Genomic DNA, 18,557 nt, shown 5'->3' on the forward strand with positions numbered 1-18,557 from the left:
TCACGAGTCGAAGCCCAAGCCCACCTTGTCCATCGCGGACAGCCACGCGCCGCGCTTTCCCTCACGCTTCTCGCTGCGCGCCAGTTCGCGTCGGGTCACGGTGATGCCCACCCACCGCAACGGCTCCGGCGGGAACGGAATCGGCTTGCTGCGCACCATCTTCAGTCGCGTGCGGTCGGTGTCCTTGCCGTCGACAAGGTCCAGCGCGGTGCGGGCACCGAAGTGCGACGCACCCACTCCGAGGCCGGTGAACCCGACGACGCTCACCACCCGCCCGTCGTGCGCGCGGTCCCAGAAGGCGCTGAATCGCGAGCAGGTGTCGATGACGCCACCCCACGCGTGCGAGGCGCGGATACCCTCGAGCTGCGGGAAGAACTGGAGCAGATGTTCGCCCAGCACGCCGAACTCGCCGGGTTCGAACTCGTGGCGGGCGCTGGCGTCGGATCCGTAGTGGTACAGGGCATCCCAGCCGCCGAACAGGATGCGGTCGTCGGCGGTGAGCCGAAAATAGTGGAAGCGCGGGCCGCAGTCGGCGAGCCCTTCGCGCCCGGACCAGCCGATTGCCGCACGCTGTTCGGTCGTCAACGGTTCGGTCATCAGGGCGTAGTCCCACACCGGCACGGTGTACAGGCGCAGCCGCCGGATCAGTGACGGGCTCGCCGACGTCGCGAGAACCGCAGCGGCCGTGTCGATCTCGCCGTAGGCGGTCTTCGCGACGACGCGATTGCCCACCGTGCGCAGTCCGGTGATCTCGGTGTGCTCGTGAATCCGCACACCGAGACGCTCGGCCGCCGCCGCGAGACCCCAGGCCAGTTTCGCCGGGTCGAGCATGATCACATCCGGATCGCGCAGCGCGGCCACCACCATGGGCGAGCTGACCTGCTCGCGTGCCTGCGGCCCGGGCAACAGCGGCAGGTCGACACCGAGCAGCGCGGCCTGCGACGACTGTTCCTTCAGATCGGCGACCTGCCAGTCGAAGTTCGCGAGGTCGAGCTCGCCGGTCCGTTCGGCATCCGCGTCGATCCCGAGGCGCGCCATGGTCGCCTCGATCTCGTCGAGCGTGTCCCGCCCCATCTGCACCAGGGTCGGCATCTCGTCGGCGAACCGGTCGAGTCCGTTGGCCAGCCCGTGCGTGATGCTCGCGGAACAGAATCCGCCGTTGCGGCCGGACGCCTGTTCGGCGATCCGGTCCCGCTCGACGAGCACAATACGACGATCCGGGTTCTCCTCGGCCGCCTGTACCGCCGTCCACAGGCCGGTGAATCCGCCCCCGACGACGAGCAGATCCGCCTGCACGTCGCCGGCCAGCCGGGGACGCGGTTCCGGACGTTCGGCACGGTCGAGCCAGTACGAGACCGGGCGTGCCTGCGCCACCAGTTCTCGCCCACGCGGTGTGGGTTGCGTCGCCCAGCTCATCGCGCCCCGGTGAAGACAGTTCGATGCCAAGGCTTTTCGGCGACCGCGGTGATGTCGCTCATGACGTGCTTGATCGTCAGGTACTCGTCGAGCGAGTAGGTGGACATGTCCTTGCCGAAACCCGACGCACCCACGCCGCCGTGCGGCATCTCACTGATGATCGGGATGTGGTCGTTGATCCACACGCACCCGGTCTTGATCTCCCGGCCGGCGCGCTGGGCCCGGTACAGGTCGCGCGTCCAGGCCGATGCGGCCAGACCGTAGACGGTGTCGTTGGCGCGGCGGATCGCGTCGTCGTCGTCGGTGAAGGAACTGACGGTGAGGACGGGTCCGAACACCTCGTCCCGGTAGACCTCGGCGTCCTCGGAGACATCGGCGAGCAGGGTCGGTGGATAGAAGCAGCCGGGACCGTCCGGGCGCACACCGCCGGTGACCAGGCGGGCGCCGGCGGCAACGGCGCGGTCGACCATGCCCGCGACCTTGTCCCGGTGGGCGTGCGAACTCAGCGAGCCCATGTCGGTGGCGAGGTCGGTCGGATCACCGACCGTCATCGTGCCCATCACCTCGGCCACACCCGCGACGAAGTCGTCGTACAGATTCGGGGCGACGATCGCTCGGGTGGCCGCGGTGCAGTCCTGCCCGGCATTGATGAGCGAACCGGCCACCGCACCCTGGATCGCCGCGTCCAGGTCGGCGTCGTCGAACACCACGAAGGGCGCCTTGCCGCCAAGCTCGAGTTGTACGCGCGTACCGTTACGCGCGGCCTGGGCCATCACCAGGCGGCCGACGGCGGTGGAACCGGTGAAGGTGACCATGTCGACGCCCGGATGGCCGGCGATGGCCGCACCGACGTCGGCGCCCGTGCCGACGAGGATGTTGAGGACACCGTCGGGCAGTCCGGCCTCGGTGGCCAGACGCGCCAGCGTCAGCGTGGTGAGCGGGGTCTGCTCGGCCGGCTTGAGGACGACGGCGCATCCCGCGGCGAGCGCCGGAATCACCTTCCAGATGGCCATCTGGAGTGGATAGTTCCAGGGCGAGATCGACCCGACGACGCCGACCGGCTCCCGTCTGATCGACGATGTGTGGTCGCCGGAGTACTCGGCGCTGGCCTTGCCGTCGAGGTTGCGGGCGACGCCGGCGAAGAAGCCCACATTGTCGATGCTGCCCGGAAGATCGAACTCGGTGGCCAGTCGCATGGCCCGGCCGGTGTGCGACACCTCCTGTGCCGCGAGGTCGTCCGCGTTGTCGGCCAGGACCGCGGCCAGGCGATGCAGGACCGCCGAGCGCTCTGCGGGAGTTGCTGCACCCCAATCGCTTTGCGCGGCGCGTGCGGAGGCGACGGCGATATCGACGTCGTCGGCGCCGGCAAGGGCGAGATCCGCGACGGGTTCATCGGTGGCCGGATTGACGACGGTGTACTGCGGGCCAGAACCCTTGTACGCCACTCCGTCGATCCAACCCGTGGGAACGGTGTTGGGGTATGACATAGCAGCGGAGCTTACCGGCTCGACGACGGAATCACTAGATTCAGCGACAAATTTCTGCGAAATACGCAGATTCGACTTGCATTGCCTTACTGAATCCGCCACGATCGGTATGTGGTCGAATCCTCCGGAACTGCTCTCGACGCCACCGCCAAGAAGATCATCGAAGAACTTCAGGCCGATGGCCGGGCATCCTATGCATCGATCGGCAAGTCGGTCGGATTGTCGGAAGCCGCCGTGCGCAACCGCGTGCAGAAACTCAGCGAGAGCGGACTGCTGCAGATCGTCGCGGTCACCGACCCGCTCAAACTCGGCTTCTCCCGCCAGGCATTGATCGGCATCCGGTGCACCGGCGACACCGAGGCGCTGGCACGGCAGCTCGGCACCTGCCCGGAGATCGACTACGTGGTGCTGACCGCGGGCTCGTTCGACATCCTCATCGAGGTCGTCTGCGAGGACGACGACCATCTGTTGAAGATCCTGAACCAGCAGGTCCGTGTGCACTCCGAGGTCACCGCCACCGAAACGCTCGTCTATCTGAAACTGGTCAAGCAACAATACAATTGGGGTACCCGATGACCGTCACCGAACCGACTCTCGGCCAGCGCAGCGCCGCTCACCTCTGGGGCCATTTCGCCCGCCACGGCGAGAACATCACCCCGCCGGTGATCACTCGCGGCGAGGGAATGCGGATCTTCGACGACAAGGGACGCAGCTATCTCGACGGGCTTGCCGGATTGTTCGTCGTCCAGGTCGGACATGGCCGCACCGAGCTTGCCGAGGCCGCGGCCAAACAGGCGAAAGAGCTCGCGTTCTTTCCGTTGTGGTCGTATGCGACACCGCCGGCGATCGAGCTCGCCGAACGCCTCGCCGCCTACGCGCCCGGCGATCTGAACCGCGTGTTCTTCACCACCGGTGGTGGCGAGGCCGTGGAGAGCGCGTGGAAACTCGCCAAACAGTACTTCAAGCTTGTCGGAAAACCGTTGAAGCACAAGGTGATCTCGCGCTCTGTTGCCTATCACGGCACCCCCCAGGGCGCGCTGGCCATCACGGGTGTGCCCGAACTCAAGCAGATGTTCGAGCCGCTGACCCCGGGTGCGTTCCGCGCGCCGAACACCAACATCTACCGCGCAGACGACGAACTCGCCGCCGATCCCAAGAAATTCGGCCGCTGGGCGGCGGACCGCATCGCCGAGGCGATCGAGTTCGAGGGACCCGACACCGTCGCCGCGGTGTTCCTCGAACCGGTGCAGAATGCGGGTGGCTGCTTCCCGCCGCCGCCCGGCTACTTCGAGCGGGTCCGGGAGATCTGCGACGAGTACGACGTCCTGCTCGTCTCCGACGAGGTGATCTGTGCGTTCGGACGGATCGGATCGATGTTCGCCTGCAACGACTTCGGCTACGTCCCGGACATCATCACGTGCGCCAAGGGCATGACGTCGGGCTACTCCCCGATCGGCGCGATGATCGCGAGCGACCGGCTCTTCGAACCGTTCCGGGACGGGACCACCACCTTCCCACACGGCTACACCTTTGGCGGACATCCGGTTTCGGCCGCGGTGGCGCTGGCCAACCTCGACATCTTCGAGCGCGAGGGACTCAACGACCACGTCAAGACGTCGGCACCGGCATTCCGGGCGACACTGGAGAAACTCCACGACCTGCCGATCGTCGGCGACGTCCGCGGTGAAGGCTTCTTCTACGGGATCGAGCTGGTCAAGGACAAGGCGACCAAGGAGACGTTCAGCGCCGCCGAGTCCGAGCGCATCCTGCGCGGATTCCTGTCGAGTGCACTGTTCGAGAACGGGCTGTACTGCCGGGCCGACGACCGTGGCGATCCCGTGGTCCAGCTCGCGCCGCCGCTGATCGCCGGCCAGGCCGAGTTCGACGAGATCGAGCAGATCCTGCGGTCGGTGCTGACGGAGGCGTATACGCTCCTCTGAGCCTGGTAACCTCACGTGCCGTGAAAGTGACGGTCGTCCTCGTGACGGTGCTCGCCGCGATCGGCCTGATCTGCGCTCCCGCGTGGGCGGGCCCCACCTCGCCCGGCACACCGCTCACCACGCCCGTCACCGATCACTGCCCCCAGAAGATCGGCACACCACCCCCGGTCGACGAGTCGGAGGTGGTCGCTCCCGGCTCCACCACCCCGACACCGCTGCCGGTCCCCGACCCGCCGGTGGGCGGCGAGCGGATGGGTGAGTGCGGGGTGGTCGCCGATCCCGCACTCGGCCCGGTGCCGCCCCGGCTGACGTCGGCGGCATGGCTGATCGCCGACCTCGACACCGGCAACGTGATCGCCGCGAAGGATCCCCACGGGCGCTATCGCCCCGCCTCCACGATCAAGGTCCTCCTCGCGCTGGTCGCCCTCGACGAGCTGGATCTGGACACCGTCGTGGCACCCACGCCGGAGGACTGGAGTGCCGAAGGGGATCTGTGCGGGATGGGTCCGGGCGGTCACTACACCAACCGGGACCTCTTGACCGGACTGGTCATCGTGTCGGGCAACGACTGCGCGAATGCGCTGGCGCGCCAGCTCGGCGGCGTCGAGGAAACCCTCGCCAAGATGAACGCCAAGGCAAAAGCTCTGGGCGCGTTGGACACCCGCGCCGCCAGTCCGTCGGGCCTGGACGCGGCCGGGATGTCGACGTCGCCCTACGACCTCGCCGTCATCTTCCGCGAGGCGATCCGCAACAGCACATTCCGTGAACTCATCGCGATGGCGACGCACATGTTCCCCGGTTATCCCAAGCGCCCGGACGTACCCGGCGACACCGATCATCCGGCGTATCTCATGCAGACGTCGAATCAGCTTCTCCTCGACGGGTATCCGGGGATGCTCGGCGGCAAGACCGGCTACACCGACGACGCCAAGAAGACCTTCGTCGGCGTCACCGAGCGGGACGGCCGGCGGATCCTCATCGTGCAGATGTACGGGCTGACCATCGTCGACGACTCGTATTGGGACCAGGCGAAGTCGTTGTTCGACTACGGTTTCCGCGCACCGGCCGACACGGCGGTGGGTTCGCTCGCGGCCGCCGGCCGATCGTCGTCCGACGCGGCGTCAGCGGCGACGACCACCGCCTCGCCGACCGTGCAGGCGGCGGCGGGAGATCGGGCGGCCACCGGGTCCGACCAGCCGTCGCGGTGGTCGATGCGGGTTCTCGTCGGCCTCCTCGCGGCTCTCGCCGCAGTGGTCTTGTTGCTGATCGCGTTGCGGCTCTTCCGCAGACGCTGAGGTCAGTCGTCCGATCCCGGCGAACGGTGCCGGCCGCGGCGACCCAGCAGCGCACCGGCCACCGCGCCGGCCCCGGCCGCCACCGCCAGCGATCCCGGTCGGCCCACCGGATTGACCTGATAGGTCGGCGACACCACGACCGGTGTGCGCGACTCGTCGTCGTCGCCCTCGGTGTCGTCGTCGGTGACCTGGTACTCCTCGTTCATCGCGTCGGTGGCACACCATGCGGAGGAGTAGAGGATGATGCGCGAGGCGAGATAGGCGAAGACCATCAGGCCGAGGATGGGCCCGAACGCGACCCCGGCCGGACTGCCGAGCACGGATTTGAGGTAGACGCCGCCGACGGTCTTCAGGATCTCGAAGACGATCGCGGTGATCAGCCCGGCCTTGAGGGCGTTACGAAACGGGATCTGTACCAACGGAAGTCGCGAGAGGATGAGGGTGAACAGCATCCAGCTCGCGACCAGCGAGACGACGATCGACGCGACGCGCACCACGACGGGTGCCCACCCGGCGTCGTCGAGACCCACCCAGCCGAGCATCGACCGGACGAACCCGCCGTTGCCCAGCGCGGTCAGCGCCACGGTGACCGCGAACGCCACGCCGAGCAGGAAGAACGTCACCAGGTCCCACACCTTCGACATGACCAGGTTGCGGTCGACACGACCACCCCACATCTCGGTCATGCCGACCCGGACACCGGAGATCCAGCCGATTCCCGTGAAGCCCGCGCCCAGCAGACCGACGATGCCGACGGTGGTGCGCGAGGCGATCGCCGAGTCGATCAGCTGCTCGACCTGATCGCCGAGTTCGCCGGGCATGGCCTTCACGACGGCATCCTTGATGTCCTCGATGAGCGCAGGATTCCCGGCGAGCACGAACGCCGCGATCGCGAAGGCAACCATCACGATGGGGACCATCGCGAGGATCCCGTTGAAGCTGATCGCCGCCGCGTACACGTTCCCGCGCCGTTCGTTGTATCGCTGGACCGTTGCGATGAGGTGCTCGAGCCATGGCCAGCGTTCCCGCAGCCGCTCGAACGTGGACTTGGCCTCCCCCACCGTCGACTTCGTCGTGTCCACCACCGTGCTCACGGGTACCGCCTCCTGTCAGATCATCCTGCAGGTGCCAAGAACCCCACTCTGTCATAGACGCGCCCCAGCGTGTGCGAGGCGACTTCCCGGGCACGAGCCGCACCCTTGGCGAGGATGGCGTCGAGTTCGGCCGGATCGTCCATGTACTCGGTGACGCGACCACGCAGCGGGGTGACGAACTCGGTCAGCACCTCGGCGGTGTCGACCTTCAGATCGCCGTAGCCCTTGCCCTGATACTTGTCCTCGAGGTCGTCGATCGGCACCCCCGACAGCGCCGACTGGATGGTGAGGAGATTGCTGACGCCGGGTTTGGCCTCACGGTCGAACCGGATCTCGGTGCCCGTGTCGGTGACCGCCGAGCGGATCTTCTTCGCCGACCGCTTCGGATCGTCGAGCAAGTTGATCAGACCCTTGTCGGTCTCCGCGGACTTGCTCATCTTCGCCGTCGGATTCTGCAGGTCGTAGATCTTGGCGAACTCCTGCACCAGATAGGCCTGCGGGACGGTGAACACCTGGCCGAATCGGGAGTTGAACCGCTGGGCCAGATCTCGGGTGAGTTCGAGGTGCTGACGCTGATCCTCGCCCACCGGAACCCGGTCCACCTGGAAGGCCAGGATGTCGGCGGCCATCAGGATTGGATAGGTGAAGAGCCCGACGCCGGCGGCTTCCACCCCCTGCTTGGCCGTCTTGTCCTTGAACTGCGTCATCCGGCTCGCCTCGCCGAAGCCGGTGATGCAGGACAGCACCCAGGTCAGCTGCGCGATCTCGGGGACATGCGACTGCACGTAGATGGTGGAGCGTTCGGGGTTGACACCCAGCGCCAACAGCTGCGCCACGCTCAGTCGCGTGCGGTCGGCGAGTGTCTTCGGGTCGAACGCGACGGTCAGGGCGTGCATGTCCGGGATGAAGTAGAACGCCTCGAAATCGTCCTGCAGCGCCACCCACTGCCGCACGGCACCGAGGTAGTTGCCGAGGTGGAAGGAATCGCTCGTGGGCTGGATTCCCGACAGCACGCGCGGGCGCGTCTCGGGGGCCGTGGTGTCGGTGGTGCTCATGGGCTCCAGTCTCTCAAACGCGGGCCAACGGTTTTCGCGCCGTCGGTCGTGCTCAGTCGTAGACCACCGTCATCGGCGCGTGATCCGACCAGCGCAGGTCGTAGGCGTCCGCACGATCGACGGTCGCCTTGACCGCCCGCCGCGCGAGCAGACGATTGGCCAGCTGATAGTCGATGCGCCAGCCGGAATCGTTGTCGAAGGCCTTCCCACGCCACGACCACCACGTATAGGGGCCCTGCTCGCCCGGCGTGAGGTCACGATGGACGTCGGACCAGCCGGCGTCGAGCAGCGCACCGACCCAGGACCGTTCGTGCGGCAGGAATCCGGGACTCCGGAGATTGCCCTTCCAGTTCTTGATGTCGGGCTCGGCGTGGGCGATGTTCCAGTCGCCGCCGACGACGACGTTCCGACGACGCCGCGCCAGCGACCGCAGGTGCGTGCCGAACGCGTCGAGGAACCGCACCTTCTCGTCGTACTTGGCCGTGAGTTTGGTGTCGGTGGTCGCGGTCGGCGCGGCGGCACCCTTGGGCAGGTACAGGCTGGCCACCGTCGTCGGTCCGAGCGGACCGTCGACGTCGGCCTCGAGGTAGCGGCCGAGGGGATCGAACTCGTCGCTGCCGAAACCGACGCGGACCGCACCGAGCGGCAGGCGGCTGAGCACGCCGACGCCGGCGTGCCCCTTGATCACCGACGGTGACATGGCGAGCCCCCAGCCGTCGTCCAACGCCGGCGCGAGGGCCTCCCTGGCCAGATCCTCGTCGGCACGGATCTCCTGCAGCAGGACGATGTCGGCACCCGAGGCATCCAGCCACGAGTGGAACCCGCGGTTGGCCTCGGAGCGGTGTTTGACGGCGGCCCGGATGCCGTTGACGTTGACCGTGCTGATGGTGAGCGACACAGCGCATCAGCCTACTGCGAGCGAATTCCGCATCTTGGTGCGTCCGTACCAAAGGTTAGGCAACCCTTGCGCACAGTGAGGCTTTATGTAATCCTTGCCTAACTGAAGCAAGAAGAGGTGACCACGATGTTCGTATGTATCTGCCGGGCGGTGACGGAGGACGAAGTCCACGAGCACTGCTCCTCGGGCGCCATGTCGGTGGATGCAATCGGCGAGCGTTGCGGCGCCGGCGAAGGCTGCGGCACATGCCTCGAACGGCTTCAGCAAATCGTCAGCGAAAGGGTGGCAACCGCCAGCAGCGCCGCATGACCCACGGGCTCTGACCCACCCGCTCCACAACCCCGCGTCTATTGCAGACGCGGGGGCTTTTGCCGTGTTACGTTCTTATCCACCACGGCGAACGGAGACTTCATCATGCGCGGCGACGACGAGGTGATCGCTCTACTGAACGAGCAGCTCACCAGTGAGCTGACGGCGATCAACCAGTACTTCCTGCACTCCAAGATGCAAGCGAATTGGGGTCTGACGGAGATCGCGAGCAAGACCCGCGCCGAATCCATCGAGGAGATGACGCACGCGGAAATCCTCACCGATCGCATCCTGTTCCTCGAAGCGCTCCCGAACTATCAGAAGATCCTCCCCTTGCGCATCGGCCAGACACTGCGAGAGCAGTTCGAGGCCGATCTGGCCATCGAACACGAGGTGGTCGAGCGGCTGCGCCCCGGTGTCGCCATGTGCCGCGAGAAGGGCGACATCACCAGCGCCAACATCTTCGAGGACATCCTCAAGGACGAGGAACACCACATCGACTACCTCGAGACCCAGCTCGAGCTGATGGACCTGCTCGGCGAGCAGCTGTACCTGTCCAAGACCGTGGCGACGCCGCCGGACGTCGGCTGAGACCCGGTCGATCTCCCTTCTCTGCGTACCAATCGAATACGCGCCTTCCGGAGTCGGTGCGACGGAAGTGCCACGCCGCGACCTCGGACTCGCCGACGCGCAGGCGATACTCACGGGGTTGATCGACGAGTATCTGACCGAGGCGCAGCGCTACGACCAGTTGGGGCAGGCGGATGCCGCGGCACGGCTGCGCGACGAAGCCGACACCTTGCGCATCTACCTCTGATCGGTCCAGACCCATCGACCGATCGACTCATGCCGACGGCGGCGCGACTACGCCGACGGCGACGTGCCGCCACCCGTCGTCGCGCTCGTCACCCCACCCGACTGCGTCGCGCCTGTCGTGTCCGACTTCTTTTCGCCGGTCCCATCCGACGGGGTTCCGGCGGTGTCCGAGGTGGTTCCGGAGGTGTCCGACGAGGAGGGCGCGTCGGTGTTGGGCGCTTCCGTCCCTCCCTGATCTCCGCTCGGCGCACCGTCGTCGTGCGCGCCATCATTCGCCGTCGGAGTCGTGGGAGTGTCTGTCACAACGGGGTTTTCGTCGCCCGATCCTGCGTCGCCCGATCCCGCGCCGCCCGATCCCGTGTCACCCGTTCCCGCGCCGCCCGATCCGCCGTCGCCGGCGACGCTGTCGACCGCAGCCCCTCCGGGCGCGGCAGGTGCCCCGGCGTCAACCGGATCGGTGGACGCCGGTGGGGTCACCGCGTCGGTGGTCGGGTCGGACGGCACCACAGCGGATGCCGGTTGCGACTCGGGTGCGGGAGCCTCGGCGGGTTCTGAACCGCGGGAAGCGGTTTCGTCCGCGAGTGCCGACATCGGGGCGGGCGCGGCGAGGGCCTGCCGGGATGCCTGCGTCGTGACGGTCGTCTGCGTGGCCGTCTGCGGGCCGAGTGAGGCGATCCATTCCTTCAGCGCCTCCCAGGACGGGCGGTACGCGGGTCCGGGGAAGGGATTGGGCTCGACGCCGGCGACCCGATAGAGCCAGTAGCCGCCGGCGTTGACCGGGATCAAGACGATGCTCGCGGCGCTCGTCGCGAGTTCGCGGACACCGGCGATGAACATCTGCGGTTGCAGGGTGAACACGCCCTGGATGATGTTCTGGAAGGCGTATGCGCTGGCGAGTGTGCCGCCGTAGCCCAGATCGGGCAATTGCGGGAACCACCCCATGACCCACCGGATCGGGGGCTGGAAATCCGCCAGGGTGATGCCGAAGATATCGGGCAGGGTGAACCGGTACGGCAGCAGATCCGGCACCGACCAGTCGATGCCCAGCGCGTCGACGAACTGCTGCGTGAGGATCGCGGTCGACGACGGGGACGAGACGACGCAGGTGGTGACGTTGCTCGACGCACCCGTGCCCGCGGTGCAGGTGGACGGCTCGTCGGTGCCGTACATGTTCCAGCTCGCCCCGGTCGGCAGATACATGTAGTAGGGATAGAGACCGTGCTTGACCCAGTAGCCGAGCAGTCCGTCGAGCGCACCGATCGGGTCGTGCAGCAGATCCGGCAGGTCACAGATGGGGTCACCCGCGATGCAGTAGGTGGTCACCGGCAGACCACCGTAGTCGGAATCGGTGCGTGAACCGGCCATCGTCAGGCCCGGGATCACGCCCACGAGGACAAGTTCGATCCCTCGACCCCACAGGGTTCCGGCCTGGCGGGGGTCGGAGTACACCTCACCCGAGACGTTCGTCTTGTCGATCGTGTACTCGCCGGTGGTGCCATTGCCGATGTCGGTGAGCGTGTCACCGACGATCCCGGCCCCCTGGGAGTAGCCGGCGATGACCACCTTCTTGTCGGTGCCACAGTCGGCCTGATATTGCGCCACCGCGGCGAGGACCGCCTCCTCACCCTGGGCTTGACTGTCGTCGAAGCCGAAGGACCCCAAGGGCCAGATGGACGCCGGATAGTCGATGACCTCGGTGGTGTATTGGTCCTCGGGCGGTACCGGCGCCGCCGGCGGTGTGCCCTGGTAGCGCTGCTTGATCCCGACGACACTGTCGCCGGCACTGTCCCAGGTACCCCCGACGAGGAACACGCGGCCCGGCCCACTGCAGTCGGTGGACGTGTCCGCCCGCGCCACACCCGACCCGAACGACTGGCCGACGGTGAGCGCGACGGCCAATGCCACTCCGCTCATGCCCACCAGCACACCCCGGGCTCGCCCCCGACTGCGATGCGCCATCGTCGATCCTCACACTCATGGTGTCCGAGTCCGCATGTCGGACACGCGCCCGACGGAATCCTATCCGCATTCACGAATGCAAATGCGCACTTGATCATCTACGACCGACCGAGACTCGTTACAGCCACCGAGCGCGAGATGGTTTTCACGCTCATCGGGGCGTGCTATATCCTTGTCGCCAGGTCATGAGCATCAGCGCAAAGCCCCGGCTTGCTGATCGGCAACCCTCCAACCGCGGTGGGGTGCTCCGGGTGATGACCGGGTTGGGAGCACACAGCGTGTTTCCCGGCAAGCGCGGGTCCGAAGGTCGGACCCCACCAGGGTCGTGGCACCCTGCCGACCGTAGAAAGCGATCAACACAGTCATGTCCGACGCCAAAGACGTCACCAATCCGGAAACCTGGAGCTTCGAGACCAAGCAGGTGCATGCGGGTCAGACCGCCGACGCGAGCACCAACGCACGGGCACTGCCGATCTACCAGACCACGTCCTACACCTTCAACGACACCCAGCACGCCGCGAATCTGTTCGGGCTGGCCGAGCCGGGCAACATCTACACCCGCATCATGAACCCCACCCAGGATGCGGTCGAGCAGCGTCTCGCGGCTCTCGAGGGTGGCGTCGCAGCCCTGCTGCTCGCCTCCGGCCAGGCCGCCGAGACCTACGCGATCCTCAACATCGTCGAGAACGGCGGACATGTCGTGTCCAGCCCGCGTCTCTACGGCGGCACGTACAACCTGTTCCACTACACGCTGCCCAAGCTCGGTGTCGAGGTCGGCTTCGTCGACGACCCGGAGGATCCCGCATCCTGGCAGGCGGCCATCCGCGACAACACCCGCGCGCTCTACGGCGAGACGATCTCGAACCCCAACAACGAGATCCTCGACATCCCCGGCATCGCCGAGGTCGCCCACCGCAACGGGCTTCCGCTGATCGTGGACAACACCGTGGCGACGCCCTACCTGCTCAACCCCCTCGCGCACGGCGCCGACATCGTCGTGCACTCGGCCACCAAGTACATCGGTGGTCATGGCACCGCGATCGGCGGCGTGATCGTCGACGGCGGCACCTTCGATTGGCGTGTACAGCGTGACGGCAAGGATCTCTTCCCGGGCTTCACGACGCCCGACCCGAGCTACCACGGTGCGGTGTTCGCCGATCTCGGCGCGCCGGCGTACGCGCTCAAGGCCCGGGTGCAGTGGTTGCGCGACACCGGTGCCGCCATCTCCCCGTTCAACTCGTTCCTGCTGGCACAGGGCCTGGAGACGCTGAGTCTGCGGGTCGAGCGGCATGTGGCCAACGCGCAGCGCGTCGCCGCCCACCTCAACGACCATGCGCAGGTGGAGTCGGTCGCGTACGCGGGGCTGACGTCGTCGCCGTGGTACGACCGCGGGCAGAAGCTGCTCCCCAAGGGTCAGGGCGCGATCATCGGCTTCGAGATCGTCGGCGGGGTCGATGCCGGCAAGCGCTTCGTCGAAGGGCTGACCCTGCACAGCCATGTCGCCAACATCGGTGACGTACGGTCGCTGGTGATCCATCCGGCGTCGACGACCCACAGTCAGTTGACGCCTGACGAGCAGTTGGCCGCCGGCGTGACACCCGGTCTGGTGCGGCTGGCCGTCGGAATCGAAGGCATCGACGACATCCTCGCCGACCTCGAGCGAGGATTCGCGGCCGCGAAATGACCGCCGGGTCCCCATCGGACCCCCGAACGATTGACGAGGTGAATCGCAGAGTGAGTGACTTGTGTCGGTGAGCATCGAACCGGATATTGAGGCCGCGGACCGTCCCGACTGGGAGCAGTTGCCAGACGGGCAGACGATGCGCGTCGACATCGGGTCGGTCTCGCTCGACAATGGTGGGCAGATCGACGACGTCACCCTGGCGTTCCAGCGCTGGGGTGCGTTGGCCCCGTCGCGCGACAACGTGATCCTCACTCTGCACGCCCTGACGGGAGATTCCCATGTCACCGGGCCGGCCGACGAGCACAATCCGTCGGCCGGCTGGTGGGACGGGCTCATCGGGCCCGGCTGCGCGATCGACACCGACGAGTGGTGTGTCATCTCCGCCAACGTGCTCGGCGGATGTCGCGGCTCCACCGGACCGGCATCCCCGGATTCCCAAGGGCACCCGTGGGGTTCACGGTTCCCGCAGATCACGGTGCTCGATCAGGTCCGCGCCGAGCGCCAACTCGTCGACCGGTTGGGTATCAGAGGGATCGGTGCCGTCCTCGGCGGTTCCATGGGTGGTGCACGCGCCCTGGAGTGGGCGATCGAGTATCCCGAGATCGTGCGCAGCGCGCTCGTTCTCGCCGTCGGTGCACGTGCCACCGCCGATCAGATCGGTACCCAGACCACCCAGATCGCGGCCATCACCGCCGATCCCGACTGGCAGGGTGGCGACTACCACGGCACGGGCCGGGTTCCGTCCGCCGGAATGGGCGTCGCACGTCGGATCGCGCACCTCTCCTACCGCGGCGAGGTCGAGTTGGACCAGCGGTTCGTCAACGAACCACAGGGCAACGAAAAGCCTCTCGCCGGTGGACGTTACGCCATCGACAGCTACCTTCAGCATCAGGCGGACAAGCTCATCTCGCGGTTCGATCCGGGCAGCTACGTGGTGCTGAGCGAGGTCCTCAATCATCACGACGTGGGCCGGGGACGTGGCGGCGTGCGGGCCGCGCTGAACTCGTGCCGGGTGCCGACCATCGTCGGCGGAATCGTCTCGGATCGGTTGTATCCCTTGCGGTTACAGGTCGAGATCGCCGAGCATCTGGGCAATTGCGTCGGCGGTCTGCAGGTGATGCACTCCGACAACGGACACGACGGCTTCCTGACCGAGTTCGACGCGATCAGCGACCTGCTCAAGCGCACGGTCGAATTGGCCCGCGGCTGAACCGCTTCCGCGCCGGGTGACGGTCGGCGTCAGCCCGCCGCGTCCGGCGTGGTGGTCGGCGGCGTCGACCGGGGTGGTGCCGACCGGTCCGGCGTCTGCTGCGTGGGCGGTGCCGGCGGCACCGTGGTCGTCGGCGGTGCGATCTCGGGCGGGAGCAACCCCGGCGGAATCGTCGGCAACGACGGCATGGGGAATGGCGACAATGTCCGCGTCGACGTGTTCGACGCTTCCGGGGCGGGCGGCAATTCCGTTGTCGCCCAGCCGGGTCCGTCGTCCCAGCGGGGCTGGGTCGCCGGCGCGGCCGCGGTGGGCGCAATCGGTTCGGTCGGCACCTCCGGCCCTGTCCTCGGCGGAACCGGCAACGGCACCGTGCTCGTCGGCGCGCTCTGGACCATCTGATGCGACGACGACGCCACCGACGGGCTCGCCGACGACGAATACGCTCCGGACGCCGGCACCGACGTATTGTGTCCGGTCAGCGACGAACTGACCGCGTAGATCGTCATCAGCGTCGCGGCCAGAATCGCCGCGATCACGGCCAACGGCATGGCCGACAACCACTCTCGCTGCCGACTACCCCCGATGAACGCGAGACGGGACGTCGTGTCCGACGTGGTCTTGGTGCGCGCCAACAGCGCGGCCCCCACCGACGCCGCCAGTTCCGGTGTGCGTGGGACCACCAACTCCGCGTCGGTCCCCTCGACCATGCCGCGCACGGCGGTCAGGTTCGCCAGGCCACCGACCAGGACGATCGCATCAGCCGCGACGTTACGCTCGGCGATGTCAGAGAGATAGCGCTGCAACACTTTTCGCGCATCATCGACCATCGGCTCGGCCGCCTGCGAGATGGCCTCGGCGGTCAGCACGATCGTGCCGGCCCCGCCGGCCAGCAGGATCGGTGAATTGCCATCCGCCGCAGTCTCGGTCGAGACCTCCTCCTTCGCGGTGCGGCACGCGCTCAGCAGCGCACGCCGTCGCGGCCGTCCACCGGCGGTCTGGGACGGGTCGGCGAGCAACCGGTCGACGATGGCACGGTCGAGGGCACGACCGCTGATCGCCCGCGACCGCTCGGGCATCGAGATCCGCTTCGTCGACGGGTCCACCGTGTAGAGCGACATACCGGTGTCCCCGCAGTCGACCACCACGACCGCCGAGAAGCGGCTGATCTCGCCGGTCGCCGTCAGATATTCGACCGCCGCCGCGTCCTCGTCCACGAGGTGGATCTGACGGCGGGGCCCGGCGCCCCGTGATCGGAGTTCCCGACGTTGTGCTCCGGTGCGTGCCGCGACGCCGATCGGCCCGACACGCACACCGGCATCGCGAGCCGTCGTCAGCATCAGATCGATCCCGGCATTGACCCGGCCGGCCGGGTCGAGACCGTCGTTACGGTCGACGTCGATGACCCGGGTGTCGATGACGCTGCGGCCCACGTCGTCGCGGGTCAACAGAACGAAGTGGATCATCCCCTCGCCTGCCGACACACCCATCGACGCGGAGTCGTCCGGAATGGTCGAATCGCCGGTATCGAACGTCGAAGTGATACGTACCCTCCCGTGGTCTCGGTTCTGCCAGTTCACGCGACAGATCGAGCCCAAAAGGTCACGCGATGGTCTCTATTGTAATCAATCTGTGCCCAAAGAATCGACCGAGGTCGCCAGCCAGAGGATCAGCGCACCGACCGACGCCATCGCGGTGACGTCGAACAGACGCCCTCTGACCTGCAACAACCCCACGCGGGGCGTCGGGATGACGGCGCGCAGGAGCGCGCCGAGAACGAGTGCCGACCCGAACACGAATGCGCCTCGTCGCCATCGGTCGAAGAGGACGAAGATCGCCGCGATCACCAGTCCGAGGATGACGAGGAAGTAGGGGATCTGAATGAGGTAGGCCCGCACCCGGCGGGCGTGTCGAAGGCGCGCGACACGGCCCGGCCCGACGTCGTCGAGCCGCCTCGCGCGCGACGACGAACTCACCCGGCCACTCCCGCACCGGAACGCTCGGCCAGTTGTGCCTCGGCCCGCTCCACCACGTTGACGAGAAGAAAGGCGCGCGTCAGCGGCCCGACCCCACCCGGGTTCGGTGACACGTACCCGGCGACATCCCACACATCGGGGGCGACATCGCCCACGAGTCCGTCGTCGGTACGGCTGACGCCCACATCGATGACCGCGGCGCCCGGCTTGACCATGTCGGCGGTGATCAGGTGCGGCACGCCTGCGGCACCGATGACGATGTCGGCGCGCGAGACCTCGGCCGCGAGGTCACGCGTGCCCGTGTGACACAACGTCACCGTCGCGTTCTCGCTGCGACGGGTCAGCAGCAGACCGATCGGGCGGCCGATGGTGACGCCACGTCCGACCACGGTCACCCGAGCGCCGGCGATCGGGACGTCGTAGCGGCGCAGGAGATGGACGACACCGCGGGGCGTGCACGGCAGTGTCGACTCCTTGCCGAGAACCAGGCGGCCCAGGTTGATCGGGTGCAGTCCGTCGGCATCCTTGGCCGGGTCGATGCGCTCGAGGGCCGCGTTCTCGTCGAGGTGCTTGGGGAGCGGGAGTTGCACGATGTAGCCGGTGCAGGACGGATCGGCGTTGAGCTCGTCGATCGCCGAGTTGAGTTCGGCGGTGGTGGCATCGGCCGGCAGATCCTTGCGGATCGACTCGACCCCGATCCGCGCACAGTCGGCGTGCTTGCCCTTGACATAGGAGTGCGATCCCGGATCGTCCCCGACCAGGATGGTGCCGAGGCCCGGGAGGATGCCGGCCGCGCGGAGCCTGTCCACCCGCACTCGCAGATCGCCGAAGATCTCGTCCCGGGTCGCCTTACCGTCAAGTCGTATCGCGCTCACGGTGCTCCATTGTTCCATCCGGTCGCCGCTGCGGTGCCAAGCGCGTCGGTGTGACCTCATAGAATCGGCTGATCATGTTCCGCATCATGTTCTATCAGCCCTGCATCCCGCCCAACACCGGCAACGCGATCCGCCTGGCCGCCAACACCGGATGCGAGCTGCACCTCATCGAGCCGCTCGGCTTCTCCATGTCCGACGCCCAGGTCAAGCGCGCCGGGCTCGACTACCACGAAATGGCGACGGTCACAGTGCATCCCGATCTGCCGGCGGCCTGGTCGGCGCTGCGGCCGACTCGGGTGTTCGCGTTCACCGCGCACACGTCGCGGTATCACACCGATGTCGACTACCAGCCGGGCGACGTCCTGCTCTTCGGACCGGAGCCGACCGGCCTGCCCGACGAGGTGCTCGCCGACCCACAGGTGACGGATCGGGTGCGGATCCCGATGCTCGCCGGTCGGCGTTCCCACAACCTGGCCAACGCCGCGAGCATCGTCGTCTACGAGGCGTGGCGGCAGAACGGATTCGCCGGCGCGGTGTAGCCGGCGG

18 protein-coding genes and 1 riboswitch are annotated in these 18,557 nt (G+C 67.3%); of the genes, 9 read left to right on the top strand and 9 right to left on the bottom strand.

Annotation, left to right across the window (positions count from 1 at the left end; genetic code table 11):
* Positions 1–1,416 carry an NAD(P)/FAD-dependent oxidoreductase gene (locus ACWDTI_RS07665; RefSeq protein ID WP_449737466.1) on the bottom strand — a complete coding sequence of 472 codons (1,416 nt, stop codon included), beginning with the start codon at positions 1,414–1,416 and terminating at the stop codon, positions 1–3.
* Positions 1,413–2,903: a gamma-aminobutyraldehyde dehydrogenase gene (locus ACWDTI_RS07670; RefSeq protein ID WP_449737467.1), complete on the bottom strand. Its 1,491-nt coding sequence runs from the start codon at positions 2,901–2,903 to the stop codon at positions 1,413–1,415. The genes ACWDTI_RS07665 and ACWDTI_RS07670 overlap by 4 nt, the downstream gene beginning before the upstream one ends.
* A 111-nt stretch (positions 2,904–3,014) precedes the next feature.
* Between ACWDTI_RS07670 and ACWDTI_RS07675 the strand changes: the two genes are divergently transcribed.
* Genes ACWDTI_RS07675 through ACWDTI_RS07685 form a run of 3 tightly spaced genes read left to right on the top strand, consistent with a single transcriptional unit; the run spans position 3,015 to position 6,138 of the window.
* On the top strand, positions 3,015–3,479 hold the full coding sequence (locus ACWDTI_RS07675; protein ID WP_449737468.1) for an Lrp/AsnC family transcriptional regulator: 465 nt from the start codon (positions 3,015–3,017) through the stop codon (positions 3,477–3,479).
* Positions 3,476–4,843 (top strand): aspartate aminotransferase family protein, encoded by a 1,368-nt coding sequence (locus ACWDTI_RS07680; protein WP_449737469.1) that lies wholly within the window; start codon positions 3,476–3,478, stop codon positions 4,841–4,843. The genes ACWDTI_RS07675 and ACWDTI_RS07680 overlap by 4 nt, the downstream gene beginning before the upstream one ends.
* Positions 4,844–4,863: 20 nt before the next feature.
* Positions 4,864–6,138 carry a D-alanyl-D-alanine carboxypeptidase family protein gene (locus ACWDTI_RS07685; RefSeq protein ID WP_449737470.1) on the top strand — a complete coding sequence of 425 codons (1,275 nt, stop codon included), beginning with the start codon at positions 4,864–4,866 and terminating at the stop codon, positions 6,136–6,138.
* 2 nt (positions 6,139–6,140) lie between these two features.
* On the opposite strand, the gene ACWDTI_RS07690 is transcribed toward ACWDTI_RS07685, so the two are convergent.
* From ACWDTI_RS07690 to ACWDTI_RS07700, 3 genes are read right to left on the bottom strand one after another with little or no spacing between them, the layout of a single operon-like run.
* A complete protein-coding gene (locus ACWDTI_RS07690; protein ID WP_449737471.1) occupies positions 6,141–7,232 on the bottom strand; it encodes a YhjD/YihY/BrkB family envelope integrity protein in 1,092 nt (363 codons plus the stop codon).
* A gap of 20 nt (positions 7,233–7,252) precedes the next feature.
* Positions 7,253–8,287: a tryptophan--tRNA ligase gene (gene trpS / locus ACWDTI_RS07695; protein WP_449737472.1), complete on the bottom strand. Its 1,035-nt coding sequence runs from the start codon at positions 8,285–8,287 to the stop codon at positions 7,253–7,255.
* A gap of 52 nt (positions 8,288–8,339) precedes the next feature.
* Complete coding sequence (locus ACWDTI_RS07700; RefSeq protein WP_449737473.1) at positions 8,340–9,185, bottom strand: exodeoxyribonuclease III; 846 nt, start codon at positions 9,183–9,185, stop codon at positions 8,340–8,342.
* Between the two features lie 126 nt (positions 9,186–9,311).
* Between ACWDTI_RS07700 and ACWDTI_RS07705 the strand changes: the two genes are divergently transcribed.
* The 3 genes from ACWDTI_RS07705 to ACWDTI_RS07715 all read left to right on the top strand — a co-directional run bounded on the left by ACWDTI_RS07705 (position 9,312) and on the right by ACWDTI_RS07715 (position 10,311).
* Positions 9,312–9,494, top strand: a complete 183-nt coding sequence (locus ACWDTI_RS07705) for a (2Fe-2S)-binding protein (RefSeq protein WP_449737738.1) — start codon at positions 9,312–9,314, stop codon at positions 9,492–9,494.
* Between the two features lie 105 nt (positions 9,495–9,599).
* Entirely contained in the window at positions 9,600–10,085 is a 486-nt protein-coding gene (gene bfr, locus ACWDTI_RS07710; protein ID WP_449737474.1) for a bacterioferritin, read from the top strand.
* Between the two features lie 67 nt (positions 10,086–10,152).
* Positions 10,153–10,311 (top strand): hypothetical protein, encoded by a 159-nt coding sequence (locus ACWDTI_RS07715; protein WP_449737475.1) that lies wholly within the window; start codon positions 10,153–10,155, stop codon positions 10,309–10,311.
* A gap of 47 nt (positions 10,312–10,358) precedes the next feature.
* Here ACWDTI_RS07715 and ACWDTI_RS07720 read toward each other — a convergent pair whose 3' ends face one another.
* Entirely contained in the window at positions 10,359–12,269 is a 1,911-nt protein-coding gene (locus ACWDTI_RS07720; RefSeq protein ID WP_449737476.1) for a PE-PPE domain-containing protein, read from the bottom strand.
* Positions 12,270–12,450: 181 nt separating this feature from the next.
* A riboswitch (SAM riboswitch) is annotated at positions 12,451–12,570 on the top strand.
* A 63-nt stretch (positions 12,571–12,633) separates the two neighbouring features.
* Between ACWDTI_RS07720 and ACWDTI_RS07725 the strand changes: the two genes are divergently transcribed.
* Together ACWDTI_RS07725 and metX are read left to right on the top strand one after the other, a co-directional pair.
* Positions 12,634–13,953, top strand: coding sequence for a bifunctional o-acetylhomoserine/o-acetylserine sulfhydrylase (locus tag ACWDTI_RS07725; RefSeq protein WP_449737477.1), 1,320 nt, complete (start codon positions 12,634–12,636; stop codon positions 13,951–13,953).
* 61 nt (positions 13,954–14,014) lie between these two features.
* Positions 14,015–15,163 (top strand): homoserine O-acetyltransferase MetX, encoded by a 1,149-nt coding sequence (gene metX, locus ACWDTI_RS07730; RefSeq protein ID WP_449737478.1) that lies wholly within the window; start codon positions 14,015–14,017, stop codon positions 15,161–15,163.
* Between the two features lie 29 nt (positions 15,164–15,192).
* Here metX and ACWDTI_RS07735 read toward each other — a convergent pair whose 3' ends face one another.
* The 3 genes from ACWDTI_RS07735 to ACWDTI_RS07745 form a co-directional block, all read right to left on the bottom strand.
* Positions 15,193–16,626: an Hsp70 family protein gene (locus ACWDTI_RS07735; protein WP_449737479.1), complete on the bottom strand. Its 1,434-nt coding sequence runs from the start codon at positions 16,624–16,626 to the stop codon at positions 15,193–15,195.
* A 159-nt stretch (positions 16,627–16,785) separates the two neighbouring features.
* Positions 16,786–17,136, bottom strand: a complete 351-nt coding sequence (locus ACWDTI_RS07740) for a DUF3017 domain-containing protein (protein WP_449737480.1) — start codon at positions 17,134–17,136, stop codon at positions 16,786–16,788.
* The gene (locus ACWDTI_RS07745) at positions 17,133–18,011 is read right to left on the bottom strand and encodes a bifunctional methylenetetrahydrofolate dehydrogenase/methenyltetrahydrofolate cyclohydrolase (RefSeq protein ID WP_449737481.1); all 879 of its coding nucleotides are present in this window, start codon (positions 18,009–18,011) and stop codon (positions 17,133–17,135) included. The genes ACWDTI_RS07740 and ACWDTI_RS07745 overlap by 4 nt, the downstream gene beginning before the upstream one ends.
* Before the next feature lie 74 nt (positions 18,012–18,085).
* Between ACWDTI_RS07745 and ACWDTI_RS07750 the strand changes: the two genes are divergently transcribed.
* Positions 18,086–18,550: a tRNA (cytidine(34)-2'-O)-methyltransferase gene (locus tag ACWDTI_RS07750; protein ID WP_449737482.1), complete on the top strand. Its 465-nt coding sequence runs from the start codon at positions 18,086–18,088 to the stop codon at positions 18,548–18,550.
* Positions 18,551–18,557: the final 7 nt, after the last annotated feature.

The sequence above is a fragment of the Gordonia sp. NPDC003424 genome (genome assembly GCF_053588655.1).